The following is an 18,143-nucleotide window of genomic DNA, read 5'->3' as shown; positions in this document are numbered from 1 at the left end:
CCCGCCGTTTTGCGTGCTCAGCGGCCCAGGGCGCGGCGGCCGCGGCCCTGGGAGAGGACCGGCAGGTTGCGGGACGGAGCCTGCGAGCGGGTGTCCTCCTCGAGGCGCAGGGCCAGCGCCGGGCACCGGCGTACGGCACGCAGGGCCTTGGCCTCCGCGTAGCGCGGCACCTTCGCCTGGGCGACGGTCGGGAATCCGTCGGCACCCAGTTCGAAGACCTCGGGGAGGATGTCCGCGCACAGGCCGTGGCCCCGGCACAGCGTCCAGTCGACGTAGATCTTCTGACGGCTGGTTCCGTTCTCCTCGGCCTCGCCGCCGCCCGGGACGCCCGTAGGGGCCCTGCCCCCCTCGAAGAGCGGCAGAACGCCCTCCACGGGCCGTCCGCAGCCGTTGCCGAGGACATGGGCGGCCAGGTCGTCCGTGAACGCCTTGACGGTCGACTCCAGGAACATCGCCGAGCCGTCCGGGTGCGAGCACGCGCCGCGACGCTTGACGTTCTTGGCGACCTGCTTGAGGGCTTCCAGGGCGGCCGGTCCGCCGCCGTTCAGGATGTCCTCCATCCCGCGCGCGGCGGCCGGCAGACCGAGGTAGCAGGGGCCGCACTGGCCCGCGCTCTCCTCCGCCAGCCACTTCGCCACCTGCAGCGACTCGCCGAGCGGGCAGGTCTCCTGGCTGATCGGCAGAATCGCGCCGGCGCCGAGCGAACCGCCCACCGCGTCCAGCGAGTTGCGCGAGACGATCGCCTCGTTCACGGTCGCCGCGTCGATCCACTTGCCGTGGTAGCCGCCGGTCAGCACGCCCTGCGGCACCGGCGGCGCGCCGGCGAGCTGGAGGACGTAGCGCAGCGGCACGCCCGTGGGGACCTCGATCACCATGGGGCGCGCGACGGCGCCGGAGACCGTCAGCATGACGGTGCCCGGCTCGTCGTACAGGCCGGTGTTGCGGTAGCGCTCCGGGCCGATGCGGGCGCCGATCGCCAGCTGGGCGAAGGTCTCGGCGTTGGACAGCAGCGTGGGCGCGCCGCCCACGCCGTTCTGCGAGGCACTGGTCTTGCGGCCCGGAGGGACCGCCGGGCCGCCGTCGATGGAACGGATCAGCGAGGCCGCCGCGCCCGTGACCATGCGCACCGGATTGCGCTGCACGCTCGCGCGCAGTGCCGACCTGCGGCTGTTGCTCAGGCCGCGTTCGGCGAGCGCGGCCTCCATGGAGCGCTGGGTGGACTCCCGGGTGACGCCCACCACGAGCGTGCGGGCGCCGAGGGCCTCCGCGACCAGCAGGGCGCCGTCCAGGATGAGGTGCGGGGCACGGTTGATCAGGACCGTGTCCTTGCGGCAGGCCGGCTCGTCCTCGCTTCCGTTGACGACGACGACCGGCCGTACGCCGCGTTTGATCGCCGCCTCGGCGACCGAGCGCAGCTTCCTGTGGAAGGGGAAGCCCGCGCCGCCGCGGCCCTTCAGGTTGATGGCCTCGGCGAGCTGCGCGAGCTGTTCGCCGCCCATCGGTTCAAGCGGCCCGTGCACCTTCAGGTGCATGGGCAGATCAAGACGTTCGACAAGGTCGAAGCCCGACGTGAGCTGGGGAAGACCGACCACGCGGACTTCAGGGACGTCAGGCAGGGCCTCGTTCACCTGTAGCCTCCGGAAGGCGTGTTCCAGGGTTCGCCCGAACCCGGCGCGTCGTAGGAAGTGCCGGGGGGTGTTTCTGTGGCGGGACCGCTGTTGTACGTGTCACCCAAGTTGTACGTGCCGTAGGGCGCGTTCGTCTCACCGGTGTCGTACACATCACGTCCGCCGTACGCGTTCGTGCCCGGATTGTTGTAGGTCGGGATGTTGTATCCCGTGTCGTTCAGCGGATCGTAGGCCGACGGGGGCGCCTCGCCGACGGGCGGCGGGGAGGGGATCGGCCAGCTGCCCGGCGCGCCGCCGGCGCCGTCCACGCGCGGCATCGCCTCCGTGGCCTGCATCTCGAACGGCGTGTTCGCGCGCGCGGCCCGGTCGGCCGGCTGCCCGCCGCCCGGAGGGGGCGAGGCGGCCCGGTAGGCGGCCGCGAAGCCGGAGGAGGGATCGGGGGCCGCGGCGGGCGCGGGAGTGTCGTACAGCGGTGAGGAGGGGCGCGGAACGCGGGGCAGGGAACCCGTCGCGTCGGCACGCGAGGGGTTCGCCCCGCGCGCGTTCCCGTAGTCCGCCAGGGTGGGCTCCGACGCCCTGGCGCGGCTCGCTTCCAGGCCGTCCAGCTCGGGCCGCTCCCCGCTGTCCAGGACCGACATCAGCCGGTCGGCGATCCTGCGCTTGACCGGGCGCGGCGCCACGCGCACGGCCAGGGCCGCCATGACGCCCAGCAGGCACAGGCTGTAGAGGATCACGAAGATCGGCTTGGCCTCCCGGCCCGCGTACAGGCCGTGCAGCAGCGCCGCGCACCAGGCCGGATAGGCCAGCATGTGCATCGCCCGCCAGCGTGCCGCCACCGGCGCCGGGGACGCGAAGCGGTTGCGCAGCGCGCCGGTGGCACCGACGAAGATCATGAGCATGGCGGCCAGGGTGCCGAGGCCGATCAGGAAGGCCGTGCCGATCTGATTGTCGCCCGTGAGGAAGAGCCCGAAGGGGATCACCGCGGCGATCCAGCTGGTGTGCTCCAGCACCAGCTTCGTCACGATGTGCACGAGGAGGAACGCGATGGAGGAGACCGCGGTCACTCGGTGAACGGCCTGCGCGGTGATCCGCAGGCGGGTGGTGAGGACGATCCGGTCCTGGGCGACGAGCCCCCAGATCACCGAGCAGGTGAGGCAGACGAGGGACAGGACGCCGGCGCCGAAGTTGAGGAACTCCAGGAATCTGTCGTCCAGCGTGCTGTCATTCGGGTCCGTCGTCACGACATGCCTCCCGTCGTCACGGCGGGGGGTATGGACGGCAGAGCGGCAGCGGCCGCAGTCCCGGAGGCCGGCGGGCCGGGCCTGGGCGGCGAGCTGCAGTGAGGACGAGGGTTCATGGGGGCAACTCCGAACGGTTCGGGAAAGCGGTCCCGCTGCCGCACTCTAAGTGGCTCCATACCGAGGGGTACGGCGTTTGAGCTATTGCATTGTCAACCACGGGCTGCGAGGGGCCTGTGATGTCCTTTAGCGGTTGTTACGCCGGGTAACAATTGAACGTCGTTCAACTTTTCAAGACCTTCGCAACTCTCAGGTACGGAACCCGGGGCGCCGTTGTTCACGCGCGCCCCCTCCGAAAACCCGTCGCGACGCGCTCCGGCACTGCGGTACCCTGGCGCCATGCGTGCTGTATGCCTTCTGCTTGGCGAGCCGCGCTGATCAGTCCCGGCCGCCGGATCGATCCGGTGGTCGGCATCGGCGCGGCGTCCCCTCCTGTGCGAGGGGATTTTTCATTTCCGAAAGTCGCAGCCGTGGGCAGAGACGATCGATGGAGCTTTGAGGACCATGAGCGAGACGAACCCCGCTGCCCCCTCCGAGGTGGCAGCGCCGCACCGCTACACGGCCGCCACGGCGGCCGAGATCGAGGCACGCTGGCAGGACTTCTGGGACGCCGAGGGCACGTACGCCGCGCCGAACCCCAAGGGTGACCTGGCCGGCGACCCCGAGCTGGTCGCCAGGCCCAAGAAGTTCATCATGGACATGTTCCCTTACCCCTCCGGTGCGGGCCTGCACGTCGGTCACCCCCTGGGCTACATCGCCACCGACGTCTACGCCCGGTTCCAGCGGATGACCGGCCACAACGTCCTGCACACCCTGGGCTTCGACGCCTTCGGCCTGCCCGCCGAGCAGTACGCCGTGCAGACCGGCACGCACCCGCGTGTGTCCACCGAGGCCAACATCGAGAACATGAAGGCCCAGCTGCGCCGGCTGGGCCTGGGCCACGACAAGCGCCGGTCGTTCGCCACGATCGACCCGGACTACTACAAGTGGACCCAGTGGATCTTCCTGCAGATCTTCAACTCCTGGTACGACGACGAGGCGCAGAAGGCCCGCCCGATCTCCCGGCTGATCGCCCAGTTCGAGTCCGGCGAGCGCGCCGTACCGGGGCACGCGCGCGGGTGGCACGAGCTGAGCGCCGTCGAGCGCGCCGAGGTCCTGGGCGGGTTCCGCCTGGCCTACGCCTCCGACGCGCCCGTCAACTGGTGCCCCGGCCTGGGCACCGTGCTGGCCAACGAGGAGGTCACCGCCGACGGCCGTTCCGAGCGCGGCAACTTCCCGGTCTTCAAGGCCGAGCTGCGCCAGTGGAACATGCGCATCACCGCCTACGCCGACCGGCTGCTGGACGACCTGGAGGAGCTGGACTGGCCCGAGGCCATCAAGCTGCAGCAGCGCAACTGGATCGGCCGCTCCGAGGGCGCCCGCGTCGACTTCCCGATCGACGGCGAGCACGTCACGATCTTCACCACCCGCCAGGACACCCTGTTCGGCGCCACCTACATGGTGCTGGCGCCCGAGCACCCGCTGGTGGAGAAGTTCACCCCGGCCGCCTGGCCCGAGGGCACGCACGAGGTGTGGACCGGCGGCCACGCCACCCCCGCCGAGGCCGTCGCCGCCTACCGCGCGCAGGCCGCCTCCAAGTCCGACGTCGAACGCCAGGCCGAGGCCAAGGACAAGACCGGCGTCTTCACCGGCGCCTTCGCGACCAACCCGGTCAACGGCGAGCAGATCCCGGTCTTCATCGCCGACTACGTCCTGATGGGCTACGGCACCGGCGCGATCATGGCCGTCCCGGCGCACGACTCCCGCGACTTCGCCTTCGCGCGCGCCTTCGAGCTGCCGATGCGCTGCGTCGTGGAGCCGAGTGACGGCCGCGGCACGGACCCCTCGACCTGGGACGACGCCTTCGTGTCGTACGACGCGAAGATCGTCAACTCCGTCGGCGACCACGTGAGGCTGGACGGCCTGGGCGTCGTCGACGCCAAGGCGCGCATCACGGAGTGGCTGGAGCGCAAGGGCATCGGCGAGGGCACCGTCAACTTCCGCCTGCGCGACTGGCTGTTCAGCCGCCAGCGCTACTGGGGCGAGCCCTTCCCGATCGTCTACGACGAGGACGGCGTCGCCCACGCGCTGCCCGAGTCGATGCTGCCGCTGGAGCTGCCCGAGGTCGAGGACTACTCGCCGCGCACCTTCGACCCCGACGACGCCGACACCCGCCCCGAGACGCCGCTGTCGCGCAACGAGGAGTGGGTCGACGTCACCCTGGACCTGGGCGACGGGCCGAAGAAGTACCGCCGCGAGACCAACACCATGCCCAACTGGGCCGGTTCCTGCTGGTACGAGTTCCGCTACCTGGACCCGCACAACGACCGGCAGCTGGTCGACCCGGAGATCGAGCGCTACTGGATGGGCCCGCGCGAGGGCATGCCGCACGGCGGCGTCGACCTGTACGTCGGCGGCGCCGAGCACGCCGTGCTGCACCTGCTGTACGCGCGCTTCTGGTCCAAGGTCCTGTACGACCTGGGGCACGTCTCCTCCGCGGAGCCGTTCCACAAGCTGTTCAACCAGGGCATGATCCAGGCCTACGTCTACCGGGACGGCCGCGGCATCGCGGTGCCCGCCGCCGAGGTGGAGGAGCGCGACGGCGCCTACTACCACCAGGGCGAGAAGGTCTCCCGGCTGCTGGGCAAGATGGGCAAGTCCCTGAAGAACGCCGTCACCCCGGACGAGATCTGCGCCGAGTACGGGGCCGACACGCTGCGCCTGTACGAGATGGCCATGGGCCCGCTGGACGTCTCCCGGCCGTGGGACACGCGCGCGGTGGTGGGCCAGTTCCGGCTGCTGCAGCGGCTGTGGCGCAACATCGTCGACGAGACCACCGGCGAGGTCACCGTCGTCGACGCCGAGCCCGACGAGGCGACGCTGCGCGCCCTGCACAAGGCGATCGACGGCGTCCGCCAGGACCTGGAGGGCCTGCGCTTCAACACCGCCATCGCCAAGGTCACCGAGCTGAACAACCACCTGACCAAGGCGTCGGGCGCCGTGCCGCGCTCCGTCGCCGAGCCGCTGGTGCTGATGGTCGCGCCGCTGGCCCCGCACATCGCCGAGGAGCTGTGGCGCAAGCTGGGCCACACCGGCTCCGTCGTCCACCAGGACTTCCCCGTCGCCGACCCGGCGTACGTCGTGGACGAGGCCGTGACCTGCGTCGTGCAGATCAAGGGCAAGGTCAAGGCGCGCCTGGAGGTCTCCCCGTCCATCACGGAGGAGGAGCTGGAGAAGGCCGCGCTGGCCGACGAGAGGATCGTCGCGGCGCTCGGCGGCGCGGGCGTCCGCAAGGTGATCGTCCGGGCGCCGAAGCTGGTCAACATCGTGCCGGCGTGACCGCGTGAGGGCCGGGGCGTGAGCGCCTCGGGGTAGTCCCCTACGGGCAGGTTCGGGGTTCGTCCGGAACCCGGGACCTGCCCGTTGCGTTTACCGTGGAGGAGCGGCGCGACCCGGGCCGCCGCAGCCGGAGGAGGAGCGCCGTGGAAGCTGTCATCACCGTCTTCACCCTGCTCTTCGTGCTTTTCCTGGCCCTCGGCGTCTACGCCACGGTGAAGGTGGTCGGCGCCGCCAGGCGCGGGGTGGACCGCACCCTCACCCAGGCCCGCCGCACGGTCGAGGACCACACCCTGCGGGCCAAGTCCCTCGCCCAGCCCGGCCCGGCGGGCGAACTGGCCCAGCTCCGGCTCACCCTGCGCACCTCCATGCGCGCCACGCAGGACGCCCTGGACGCGGGCGTGCGCGAGGACGAGTCCCTCAAGGAGTCCGTCGCCCTGTTCGAGCGCCTCAGCGCGCACGGACACGAACTGGACGGCGAGCTCAGGCGACTGGAGGCCGAGCCGGACCGTAGGACGCTCGCCGAGCGGCTCCCCGTCCTGCGCGAGCGCACCCGGCGCATCACGGAATCGGCCGACTCCCTGCGCTGGGCCGCCCGCGACCGCGCCCGCCGCTTCGCCGACGACGATCTGGACGCGCTGAGCGCCCAGATCGACGTGGAGGCCGGCGCGCTGCGCCACTGGACCGAGGCCGAGCCGCCGACCGCGCCGGGACCCCGGCCCGCGCCCCCGGCCGCCGGAGCGGGCCCGCGGACCTCGCCCGAAACCCCGCGGCAGGCCTCCGGCCAGGAGCCGGCCCGGCCCGCCATCACCCCGCCGGGCCGCCGTCCCTCCTACCCCTGGCAGAAGAAGGCCCGCCCCGAGAGCACGACGTGATCGACGTGATCGACGTGATCGCGGCATGAACCGGCCACACGTGACCCGCGGAGAAGGGGCTGGGCTGCCGTCGCGGCACTACGACAGGTAACCTCCAGCTCATGTCCCGCCATGTCGCGATCGTCACCGATTCAACGGCCTACCTGCCGCCGCGGACGATGGAGCGCCACGGCATCACCGCGGTTCCGCTGACCGTGGTCCTCGGCGACCGGGCGCTCGAAGAGGGCACCGAGATCTCGACGCGTTCACTCGCCCAGGCGCTGCAGAAGCGGCGGCCCGTCACCACCTCGCGCCCCAGCCCCGAGCTGTTCGCCGAGACCTACCGCAGGGTCGCGGAGTCCGGCGCGAGCGGCATCGTCTCCCTGCACCTGTCCGCGGAGCTCTCCGGCACCTACGACGCCGCGGTGCTCGCCGCGCGCGAGGCGCCGGTACCGGTACGGGTGGTGGACACCGGGATGATCGCGATGGCGCTCGGCTTCTGCGCCCTGGCCGCGGCCGAGGTCGCCGAGGCCGACGGCACGGTGGACGAGGCGGTCACGGCCGCGGAGAAGCGTGCCGGGGGAACCTCCGCGTTCTTCTACGTCGACACGCTCGACTATCTGCGCCGCGGCGGCCGCATCGGCGCGGCGCAGGCGCTGCTCGGTTCCGCGCTCGCGGTGAAACCGCTGCTGCAGTTGCAGGGCGGCCGTATCGAACCGCTGGAGAAGGTCCGCACCGCCTCGAAGGCGATCGCCCGGCTGGAGGAGATCGTGGCCGAGCGCGCGGGCGGCGCCGACGTGGACATCGCGGTCCACCATCTCGCCGCCCCCGACCGGGCGTCGGCCCTCGCGGACCGGCTGCGCACCCGGGTGTCCGGGCTGGCCGACCTGCACGTCAGCGAGGTCGGGGCGGTGATCGGCGCGCACACCGGGCCGGGGCTGCTGGGGGTCGTGGTCTCGCTCCGGTAACTCGTCCGGGTGACGGAGTTGTCCACAACTGGGCGGTAATCCCCGAGAATCAAGCAAGATCATCGCGAAGGTGCCGGGTTGCCCGATGCTCCTCGCATGGCACTTCGATCACGCTCACGTACCTCCACAGCGACCAGCGGCCCGGGCCGCGCCCCCGCCTCGGACGGCCGCGCCCGCCACCGCCGCAGGCCGGCCCGCCACGCCTCGGCCGAGGAACTGCGCCGACGCGCACGGTCCCTCTTCGCCGAACACGCGGCAAGGGCGGGGGAGTCGGGAACCGGCCCCCCGGAAACCGCGGAGAAACCCAAGCCCGGCCCGCACCCGGCACCGCCGGCCCGGTCCGGCCGGCCCACACCGTCCTGGGCCACCCCGGACCCGGAGGACGACAAAGCCGGCACCAGGCCCGGGGCCGCCGGGCACCACCTCCCGAGCCCGGCTGTGCCGGTTGGCGCGGGCCCGATCGGCGTGACCGGCAGGGGCGCACCTGCCGTGGTCGGCGCGGATCCCCCTGCCGTGGCCGGGATCGGCCCTGCCGAGGGGAGCAAGGAGGGCTCGGCGGAGCTGATCGCCGTGGAGCCGTCCTGGCGGGGACGGGTCGCGGGTGCGGTGCGGGAGCGGATGCCGTTGTGGCTGCAGGCGCGGTGCGGGCTGGAACGCAGGAACGTGGTGGCACTCACGGCGCTGCTCGCCGTTGCCGCGATTCTCGCCGCCCAGCACTTCTGGACCGGCCGCACCCAGCCCGTCCAAGCGCCCGAGCTGGTACGGGCCGTGGCTCCCCGTCAGGGCCCGGTGGAGGGCAGGGACACCTCCGTCGCGGCGCCGGTCACTTCACCGAACGCCCCTGTCCCGGCCGGCACGGAGATCGTGGTGGACGTCAGCGGCAAGGTCCGGCACCCCGGAATCCAGCGCCTGCCGGCCGGGTCGCGGGTCGCCGACGCGCTGAGGGCGGCCGGCGGGGTGCGCCCCGGCACCGACACCGACGGCCTCAACCGGGCCCGCTTCCTCGTGGACGGTGAACAGGTCGTCGTCGGCGGCCCGGCCCCGGCCGCGGACCCCGCCCCGCCCGGCACGGGCGCCGCCGGAGCGGCGGGTGCGGGCGCGGCGGGTGCTCCCACGGCCCTCGTCTCCCTCAACACGGCCACCGCGGAGCAGTTGCAGACCCTCCCCGGCGTCGGCCCCGTGCTGGCCCGCCGCATCATCGACTACCGCACGCAGCACGGCGGCTTCCGCTCGGTGGACCAGTTGCGTGAGGTCAGCGGTATCGGCGAGCGCCGGTTCGCCGATCTGCGGGGCCTGGTCGGCCCATGAACCGGAAACCCGACGACCCGCGCGGCCCCACGGTCCTTGACCGCCCCGCCCATGACCGCCCCGTCCGCCCAGCGGTGCACGCCGCCTCCGGCAAACGGCTCGGAGCCGCCCACCCACGACAGGAAGGACCGGCAGACCTCCGGCTCGTCCCGCCCGCGCTCGCGGCCTGGGCGACGGCCGCACTCGCGCTGGACGCCCCCACGGGCCGGGTGACCGGCTTCGTGACCGCCTGCCTCGCCGCAGCCGCCGCACTCCTGCTCGGCCGACGACATCGTCGATGGCATCGTCGATGGCACCCAGGACGCGGACGCCTGCCCGGCCTTCCCGCCGAACGGACCTGGGCGCGTGCCTCCGCCGCCGCCGTGCTGCTCGCCTCCGCGGCGGCCGCCGTCTCCGCCGGGCTGCACGGCGCGGACGTACGGCGCGGGCCGGTGCCCGCCCTGGCGCGGCAGTACGCCACGGTGACCGCCGAGGTGGAGCTGACGTCCGACCCCCGCCTCACCCGCCCCCGGGTCCGCGGCGACCACGTGGCACCGACCTCCGTGCTGATGAACGCCGAGGTGCGGCGCGTCGAGCGGGCGGGTGGAGCGGCAGCGGCCATGGCGACCCGGGCTCCGGTGCTGGTCCTGGTCAGCACCGGCTCGCGAACGCCGCAGCGCTCGCCCTGGCTCGGCCTGCTGCCGTCCACGCGGCTGAGAGTGACCGCGCGGCTGGCGCCCCCGCTGACGGGCGGCGACCGGATCGCGGCGGTGCTGCGGGTCCGGGACCGGGCGGCGCCCGAGGTGGTGGCGGAGCCGTCCGGACCACAGCGGCTGGCCGGCCGGCTGCGGGCGGGGCTGCGGGAGGCGACCGACGGCCTGCCGGCGGACGCGCGGGCACTGCTGCCGGGCCTGGTCGTCGGGGACACCTCGCGGATCACTCCCGAACTGGACGAAGCCTTCAAGGCGACGGACCTCGCACACACCCTGGCCGTCTCCGGGAGCAACCTCACGATCCTCCTCGCCCTGCTCGTCGGACCACCCGGCCTGGCCCAGTACGCCGAACGCCGCGGCCTCGCGCCGCACCTCGGCCTCCCGCTGCGGACCACCGCGCTGGCCGGCGCGGCGCTCACCCTGGGCTTCGTCGTCGTGTGCAGGCCCGACCCGAGCGTGCTGCGGGCCGCGGCCTGCGGAGCGGTGGCACTGCTCGCCCTCGCGACCGGGCGCCGCAGATCGCTGCTGCCCGCCCTGGCGACCGCCGTACTGCTGCTGGTGCTCTACGACCCGTGGCTGTCCCGCAGTTACGGCTTCCTGCTGTCGGTGCTGGCCACCGGCGCCCTGCTCACGCTCGCACCCCGCTGGAGCGCGGCGCTGCGACGGCGCCGGGTGCCCGCCCGCCTGGCCGAGGCGCTGGCCGCGGCGGCCGCCGCACAGGCGCTGTGCGCGCCGGTCGTGGCCGTGCTGTCGGCCCGGGTGAGCCTGGTCGCGGTGCCGTGCAACCTCCTCGCGGAGGTCGCGATCGCGCCCGCCACGGTACTGGGCTTCGCCGCGCTGACGATGGCACCGGTCGCGATGCCGGTGGCGAAGGCGCTTGCCTGGAGCGCGAGTTGGCCGACCGGATGGCTTGCGAAGGTGGCCCGGACGGGAGCGGCCCAGCCGGGCGGGGGAGTGGACTGGCCGGACAGCTGGACGGGGGCGCTGCTGCTGGGCCTGGTCACGGTGGCGGCCGTGCTCACGGGCCGGTGGCTCCTCGGACGCCCCTGGCTCTGCGCGGTCTGCGGGGCACTGCTTCTGCTGGTGATCGTGCAGCCGCCGCCGCTGACCCGGGTGGTCACCGGCTGGCCGCCGCCGGGCTGGCGGTTCGCGATGTGCGACGTGGGGCAGGGCGACGCGACGGTGCTCGCGGCGGGCCGGGACGCGGGGGTGGTCGTGGACGCCGGACCCGACGCGACGCTGGTGGACCGCTGTCTGCGGGCGCTCGGCATCACCAGGGTCCCGCTGGTCGTGCTGACCCACTTCCACGCCGACCACGTGGCCGGCCTGCGCGGCGTACTGCGGGGACGCTCGGTGGGCGCGATCGAGACGACCGGGTACGAAGAACCGGCGCAACAGGCCGAGTTCGTACGGAAGGAGGCGGCCGACCGCGGCATTCCGCTCCTCCACGCCGTCGCCGGGGAGGAGCGCGGCACCGGTGACCTGACCTGGCAGGTGCTGTGGCCACCGCCGCCCCCGGCACCGGACCCGGACGGCCCCAACGACGCCAGCGTGACGCTGCTCGTCCGCTCCGGCGGTATGAGGCTGCTGCTCCTCGGCGACCTCGAACCACCGGCCCAGCAGCGGCTGTTGCACTCCCCGGCGATCGCACGACTAGCGAACGTGGACGTGTTGAAAGTCGCCCACCACGGCTCGGCGTACCAGAGCCCGGACCTGATACGGGTGGTGGCCCCGCGCCTGGCACTGGTCTCCTGCGGCGCGGACAACTCGTACGGGCACCCGGCTCCCGCCACCGTCGCCGCGCTGCGCGCGGAGGGCGCGATGGTGCTGCGCACGGACCGGGACGGCGCGCTCGCGGTGACCGGCGCGGGCACGGGGCTGCGGGTGGCGCGGGACTGAGGGGCTACTGAGGGGCTGAGGAGGGCCGGTCCGGGTGTCCGAGAATGTCGGCGTGAGTGATGTGAGACATGTGCTGGTGCTGCCCGACCGGGATGCCGCGGAGGAGGTGGTGGAGGCGCTCGGGGAGCGGTTCGCGGTCGACGAGGAGCCGCGGATCGTCCGCGACGCGCTGGCCGGGGAGGACGACGCCGAGGACGCGCAGTGGCTCGTCGTCCTGCGGGACGAGGAGGGGCGGCTGGATCCGGGGGCGCTGGACGCGCTCGCGGGGGAGTGGGAGGGCTGGCGGGAAGAGCCGTAGGGCCGTGTAGGCGCGCCCGGTGCCCCGCGGCGTTGTCAGCGGTCCGTGGGATGCTTGTCGCGATGGCCAGGAAGACTGCGAACGACGACCCCCTCGCCCCGGTGACGCTCGCCGTGGGACAGGAGGAGCTGCTGCTCGACCGTGCCGTGCGGGACGTGGTGGCCGCCGCCAGGGCCGCCGATGCCGACACGGACGTACGGGACCTCACCCCGGACCAGTTGCAGCCCGGCACGCTCGCCGAGCTGACCAGTCCGTCGCTCTTCGCGGAGCGCAAGGTCGTGGTCGTGCGCAATGCGCAGGACCTGTCGGCCGACACGGTCAAGGACGTGAAGGCGTATCTGGGAGCGCCCGCCGAGGAGATCACGCTCGTGCTGCTGCACGCGGGCGGGGCCAAGGGCAAGGGGCTGCTGGACGCCGCGCGCAAGGCGGGGGCGCGGGAGGTGGCCTGCCCGAAGATGACCAAGCCCGCCGACCGGCTCGCCTTCGTCCGGGGCGAGTTCCGCGGGCTCGGGCGGTCGGCCACGCCGGAGGCGTGCCAGGCGCTGGTCGACGCGATCGGCAGCGATCTGCGGGAGCTGGCCTCGGCGGCGGCACAACTGGTCGCCGACGTCGAGGGCACGATCGACGAGGCCGTCGTCGGCCGCTACTACACCGGGCGGGCCGAGGCCTCCAGCTTCACGGTCGCCGACCGGGCCGTCGAGGGGCGGGCGGCGGAGGCCCTGGAGGCGCTGCGCTGGTCGCTCGCGACCGGTGTGGCCCCGGTGATGATCACCAGCGCGCTCGCCCAGGGCGTGCGGGCGATCGGAAAGCTGTCCTCCGCGCGCGGTGGCCGTCCGGCCGACCTCGCGCGAGAACTCGGCATGCCCCCGTGGAAGATCGACCGCGTCCGCCAGCAGATGCGCGGCTGGACCCCGGACGGGGTGGCCGTCGCCCTCCGTGCCGTGGCCGAGGCCGACGCCGGGGTGAAGGGCGGCGGCGACGACCCCGAGTACGCCCTGGAGAAGGCGGTGGTGGCCATCGCCCGCGCGGCCCGCTCCCGGGGCAGGGCCTGACCAGGAAGGCGCGTACCCACCAGGGCGCGTACCCACCAAGGCGCGTACAGACCGAAGACCCCGGTGCCTTCCCTGGGGAAAGGGAACGGCTCCGGGGTCTTCGATTCACGCTGGGTGGATCCGCGCCCGCGTGGCGAACGCAGGCCGCGCGCGGATCCGGGGCGCCGGTCGGGGGCGGATGAGAGAGGGCCCGCCCGGGGTCCTTCCGGCGTCAGATCAAGGAAGAGTTCAGCCCTTGAGGGACGCGACCTTGGTCGACAGCGCCGACTTCTTGTTGGCGGCGGCGTTCTTGTGGATGACGCCCTTCGAGACGGCCTTGTCGAGCTGACGCGCGGCAACGCGCTGCAGCTCGGTGGCCTTCTCGACGTCACCCGCGGCAGCGGCCTCGCGGGCCTTGCGGATCGCGGTCTTCAGAGAGGACTTGACGGCCTTGTTGCGCAGCCGGGCCTTCTCGTTGGTCTTGTTCCGCTTGATCTGGGACTTGATGTTCGCCACGAATGAGCCTTTTCAGGTTCTGGTACGGGGCCGCACGGGTCCCGCACCGGTGATTTCTTGAGGTGTGCCTCGTGCGGAGAGGGCATGAGACACAGCCCCCCACGCTACCAGTGGCCCGTCGGACGGCCCAAACCGGTCACCGGTCCCCCACCCGTGGGACCATGGAGACTACGTATCGATCCGACCCGAGGCATAAGGCGCCTCAAGAAACAGGACCTTGCGTGCCCGCGACCCCTGACAACGTGCCCGAGCCGAGCCGCACCGACCCGGCTCTGATCCGCAATTTCTGCATCATCGCTCACATCGACCACGGCAAGTCCACGCTCGCCGACCGGATGCTCCAGCTCACCGGCGTGGTCGAGCAGCGGCAGATGCGCGCCCAGTACCTCGACCGCATGGACATCGAGCGCGAGCGCGGCATCACGATCAAGTCCCAGGCGGTGCGTCTGCCGTGGGCCCCCACCCACGAACCCGGCAACACGCACATCCTCAACATGATCGACACCCCGGGTCACGTCGACTTCACCTACGAGGTGTCGCGGTCGCTCGCCGCCTGTGAGGGGACCATCCTCCTCGTCGACGCGGCCCAGGGGATCGAGGCCCAGACCCTCGCCAACCTCTACCTGGCGATGGAGAACGACCTCACGATCATCCCGGTGCTCAACAAGATCGACCTGCCGGCCGCGCAGCCGGAGAAGTTCGCCGAGGAGCTGGCCAACCTGGTCGGCTGCGACCCCGACGACGTGCTGAAGGTCTCCGCGAAGACCGGCCTGGGCGTCGAGGCGCTGCTCGACCGGGTGGTTCAGGAGATCCCGGCGCCGGTCGGCGTCGCCGACGCCCCCGCCCGCGCGATGATCTTCGACTCGGTCTACGACTCCTACCGGGGCGTCGTGACGTACGTCCGTGTCATCGACGGTCAGCTCAACAAGCGCGAGCGGATCCGGATGATGTCCACCGGCGCCACGCACGAGCTGCTGGAGATCGGCACCAACTCGCCCGAGATGCTGCCCGCCGACGGCCTCGGCGTCGGCGAGGTGGGCTACCTGATCACCGGTGTGAAGGACGTCCGCCAGTCCAAGGTCGGTGACACCGTCACCAGCCAGTCCAAGGGTGCCGAGGAGCCGCTGGGCGGCTACAAGGAGCCCAAGCCGATGGTCTTCTCGGGCCTGTACCCGCTGGACGGCTCCGACTACCCGGAGCTGCGCGAGGCGCTGGACAAGCTGCAGCTCAACGACGCCGCCCTGGTCTACGAGCCGGAGACCTCCGCCGCCCTCGGCTTCGGCTTCCGCGTCGGTTTCCTCGGCCTGCTCCACCTGGACGTGATCCGCGAGCGGCTCGAGCGCGAGTTCGGCCTCGACCTGATCGCCACCGCCCCCAACGTGGTCTACCGCGTGCTCATGGAGGACGGCACCGAGCACACGGTCACCAACCCCAGCGAGTTCCCCGAGGGCAAGCTCGCGGAGGTCTACGAGCCGATGGTGCGGGCCACGATCCTCGCGCCCACCGAGTTCATCGGCGCGATCATGGAGCTGTGCCAGACCCGCCGCGGCACCCTCCTCGGCATGGACTACCTCTCCGAGGACCGCGTCGAGATCCGCTACACCCTCCCGCTCGCCGAGATCGTCTTCGACTTCTTCGACCAGCTGAAGTCCAAGACCCGCGGATACGCGTCGCTGGACTACGAGCCCACGGGCGAGCAGAGCAGCTCGCTCGTCAAGGTCGACATCCTGCTGCACGGCGACAAGGTGGACGCCTTCTCGGCGATCACCCACAAGGAGCAGGCGTACGCGTACGGCGTGCGGCTCGTCGGCAAGCTCAAGGAGCTCATCCCGCGGCAGAGCTTCGAGGTGCCCGTCCAGGCCGCCATCGGCTCCCGCGTGATCGCCCGCGAGACCATCCGCGCCATCCGCAAGGACGTCCTCGCCAAGTGCTACGGCGGTGACATCTCCCGCAAGCGGAAGCTGCTGGAGAAGCAGAAGGAGGGCAAGAAGCGCATGAAGATGGTGGGCTCCGTGGAGGTTCCGCAGGAGGCCTTCATCGCGGTGCTCTCCAGCGACGACAGCGCGGGATCGGGCAAGGGCAAGAAGTAGTCGCCCACCGGCCGCCGCCACCGCGGCGAACCGGGTGGAATCGGGCCCGTCGCACCCAAGTGCGGCGGGCTCCGCACGTATGCGGGGTAGCACTCCGCAGGACGCTCTGTGGGAAGCGACAGGCCACAGCCCCTTACGCGGTGGCCGGGAGCCCTTTACGCTGATGCCTGCCCGGTAGTTACTCGTGAGTTAAACAGTAGTCCGAACCACCCCGTCCTGAACCCCCCGTGAGTCAACCCAGCCGCACCTGAGCCAGCCGCGATGTCGCGGGCCCCGGAGGATGTCGTGAGCGACGCACAGAACCTGATCGAGAACCGTCCGCCGTCCGTGGCGGCCCTCTTCCTGGAGCGCGTGGCGGCCACGCCGGACGCCGAGGCCTACCGCTACCCCGTACCCCCCGCCTCCGGCGAGGGACCGGACGACTGGAAGTCGCTGAGCTGGGCGCAGTCCGCCGAGCGGGTCCACGCGATCGCGGCCGGACTCGTCGAACTGGGCGTGCGGCCCGAGGAGCGGGTCGCGCTCGCCTCCTCCACCCGCGTGGAGTGGTTGCTCGCCGACCTCGGCATCATGTGCGCGGGCGCCGCCACGACCACCGTCTACCCGCAGACCAACACGGACGAGTCCGCGTTCATCCTCTCCGACTCCGGCAGCAGGGTCCTCATCGCGGAGGACGCCGGCCAGCTGGCCAAGGTGCGGGAGAAGCGGGCCGAGCTGCCCGAGCTGCACCACGTCGTGGTCATCGACCCGGCCGGCGTCGAGACGGACGACTGGGTGCTCACCCTCGCCGAGCTGGAGAGCCGCGGCGCCGCCCACCTGGAGCAGCACCCCTCGCTGATCAAGGAGCGGGTCGGCGCGATCACCAAGGACCAGCTCGCCACCCTCATCTACACCTCCGGCACCACCGGCCGCCCCAAGGGCGTCCGGCTGCCGCACGACAACTGGTCGTACATGGCCAAGGCCATCGCCGCCACCGGTCTGGTCGGCGCCGACGACGTGCAGTACCTGTGGCTGCCGCTCGCCCACGTCTTCGGCAAGGTCCTCACCTCCGGCCAGATCGAGGTCGGGCACGTCACCGCCGTCGACGGCCGCGTCGACAAGATCATCGAGAATCTGCCGGTCGTCCGACCCACCTACATGGCGGCCGTCCCGCGCATCTTCGAGAAGGTCTACAACGGCGTCGCCGCCAAGGCCCGCGCGGGCGGCGCGGCCAAGTACAAGATCTTCCAGTGGGCCGCCGAGGTCGCCCGCGAGTACGCCGAGGTCACCCAGGACAACTTCAAGCGCACCGGCACCCGCTCCGCGCCCTTCGGCCTGGCCGCCCAGCACAAGGTCGCCGACACGCTCGTCTACGCCAAGATCCGCGAGGCCTTCGGCGGCCGGCTGCGCGCCTGCGTCTCGGGCAGCGCCGCCCTCGCCCCGGAGATCGGCTACTTCTTCGCCGGCGCCGGCATCCACATCCTGGAGGGCTACGGCCTCACCGAGTCCTCCGCCGCCTCCTTCGTCAACCCCGGCGAGGCCTACCGCACCGGCACCGTCGGCAAGCCGCTGCCCGGCACCGAGGTCCGCATCGCCGACGACGGCGAGATCCTGCTGCGCGGCCCCGGCATCATGGAGGGCTACCACAAGCTGCCCGAGAAGACCGCCGAGGTCCTGGAGGCCGACGGCTGGTTCCACACCGGCGACATCGGCGAGCTCTCCCCGGACGGCTATCTGCGCATCACCGACCGCAAGAAGGACCTCATCAAGACCTCCGGCGGCAAGTACATCGCGCCCGCCGAGGTCGAGGGCCGGTTCAAGGCCGTGTGCCCCTACGTCTCCAACATCCTCGTGCACGGCGCCGACCGGAACTTCTGCACCGCCCTCATCGCCCTCGACGAGGCCGCCGTCCTGGAGTGGGCCAAGGAGAACGGCCTGGAGGGCAAGTCCTACGCCGAGGTCGTCGCCGCGCCGCGGACGGTGGAGATGGTCGACGGCTACGTCAGGCAGCTCAACGAGGGCCTGCAGCGCTGGCAGACCATCAAGAAGTTCCGCCTGCTGCCGCGCGACCTCGACGTCGAGCACGGCGAGATCACCCCGAGCCTGAAGCTGAAGCGGCCCGTGGTGGAGCGCGAGTACAAGCACCTGATCGACGAGATGTACACGGGCACGCGCGAGTCGTAGCCGCCGTGCCGGCGCGGCCGGGCCCC

At 72.2% G+C, this 18,143-nt stretch carries 12 protein-coding genes; 9 read left to right on the top strand and 3 right to left on the bottom strand.

Features of this window, described 5'->3' with window-relative positions:
• Positions 1 to 17: 17 nt before the first annotated feature.
• Together RH94_RS06520 and RH94_RS06515 are read right to left on the bottom strand one after the other, a co-directional pair.
• Complete coding sequence (locus RH94_RS06520; protein ID WP_073946688.1) at positions 18 to 1,628, bottom strand: NADH-quinone oxidoreductase subunit NuoF family protein; 1,611 nt, start codon at positions 1,626 to 1,628, stop codon at positions 18 to 20.
• A complete protein-coding gene (locus RH94_RS06515) occupies positions 1,625 to 2,869 on the bottom strand; it encodes a ferric reductase-like transmembrane domain-containing protein (RefSeq protein ID WP_107428637.1) in 1,245 nt (414 codons plus the stop codon). Before RH94_RS06515 ends, RH94_RS06520 begins: the two co-directional genes overlap by 4 nt.
• A gap of 561 nt (positions 2,870 to 3,430) precedes the next feature.
• Between RH94_RS06515 and leuS the strand changes: the two genes are divergently transcribed.
• From leuS to holA, 7 genes are all read left to right on the top strand, one after another.
• Positions 3,431 to 6,304 (top strand): leucine--tRNA ligase, encoded by a 2,874-nt coding sequence (leuS, locus tag RH94_RS06510; RefSeq protein ID WP_073946687.1) that lies wholly within the window; start codon positions 3,431 to 3,433, stop codon positions 6,302 to 6,304.
• A gap of 143 nt (positions 6,305 to 6,447) precedes the next feature.
• Positions 6,448 to 7,176, top strand: a complete 729-nt coding sequence (locus RH94_RS06505) for a hypothetical protein (protein ID WP_073946686.1) — start codon at positions 6,448 to 6,450, stop codon at positions 7,174 to 7,176.
• Between the two features lie 101 nt (positions 7,177 to 7,277).
• A complete protein-coding gene (locus RH94_RS06500; RefSeq protein ID WP_073946685.1) occupies positions 7,278 to 8,123 on the top strand; it encodes a DegV family protein in 846 nt (281 codons plus the stop codon).
• A 96-nt stretch (positions 8,124 to 8,219) separates the two neighbouring features.
• Positions 8,220 to 9,431 carry a ComEA family DNA-binding protein gene (locus RH94_RS06495; RefSeq protein WP_073946684.1) on the top strand — a complete coding sequence of 404 codons (1,212 nt, stop codon included), beginning with the start codon at positions 8,220 to 8,222 and terminating at the stop codon, positions 9,429 to 9,431.
• Complete coding sequence (locus RH94_RS06490; protein ID WP_079188922.1) at positions 9,428 to 12,022, top strand: ComEC/Rec2 family competence protein; 2,595 nt, start codon at positions 9,428 to 9,430, stop codon at positions 12,020 to 12,022. Before RH94_RS06495 ends, RH94_RS06490 begins: the two co-directional genes overlap by 4 nt.
• A gap of 52 nt (positions 12,023 to 12,074) precedes the next feature.
• Positions 12,075 to 12,320 carry a hypothetical protein gene (locus tag RH94_RS06485; RefSeq protein ID WP_073946739.1) on the top strand — a complete coding sequence of 82 codons (246 nt, stop codon included), beginning with the start codon at positions 12,075 to 12,077 and terminating at the stop codon, positions 12,318 to 12,320.
• Between the two features lie 62 nt (positions 12,321 to 12,382).
• On the top strand, positions 12,383 to 13,372 hold the full coding sequence (gene holA, locus RH94_RS06480) for a DNA polymerase III subunit delta (RefSeq protein ID WP_199880882.1): 990 nt from the start codon (positions 12,383 to 12,385) through the stop codon (positions 13,370 to 13,372).
• Positions 13,373 to 13,600: 228 nt separating this feature from the next.
• Here the strand turns inward: holA and rpsT are convergent, their stop codons facing one another.
• A complete protein-coding gene (rpsT, locus tag RH94_RS06475; protein WP_073946681.1) occupies positions 13,601 to 13,867 on the bottom strand; it encodes a 30S ribosomal protein S20 in 267 nt (88 codons plus the stop codon).
• A gap of 221 nt (positions 13,868 to 14,088) precedes the next feature.
• On the opposite strand from rpsT, the gene lepA reads away from it, so the two are divergent.
• Both lepA and RH94_RS06465 read left to right on the top strand, forming a co-directional pair.
• Positions 14,089 to 15,957 (top strand): translation elongation factor 4, encoded by a 1,869-nt coding sequence (lepA, locus tag RH94_RS06470; RefSeq protein ID WP_073946680.1) that lies wholly within the window; start codon positions 14,089 to 14,091, stop codon positions 15,955 to 15,957.
• Between the two features lie 285 nt (positions 15,958 to 16,242).
• Entirely contained in the window at positions 16,243 to 18,117 is a 1,875-nt protein-coding gene (locus tag RH94_RS06465) for an AMP-dependent synthetase/ligase (protein ID WP_073946738.1), read from the top strand.
• Positions 18,118 to 18,143 lie beyond the last annotated feature (26 nt).

The organism is Streptomyces kebangsaanensis (assembly GCF_001906585.1).
In the GTDB taxonomy this organism is placed as follows: Bacteria; Actinomycetota; Actinomycetes; order Streptomycetales; family Streptomycetaceae; genus Streptomyces; species Streptomyces kebangsaanensis.
Note: the sequence above shows the minus strand (reverse complement) of the source record. Positions and strands in the feature narration are given on the sequence as shown.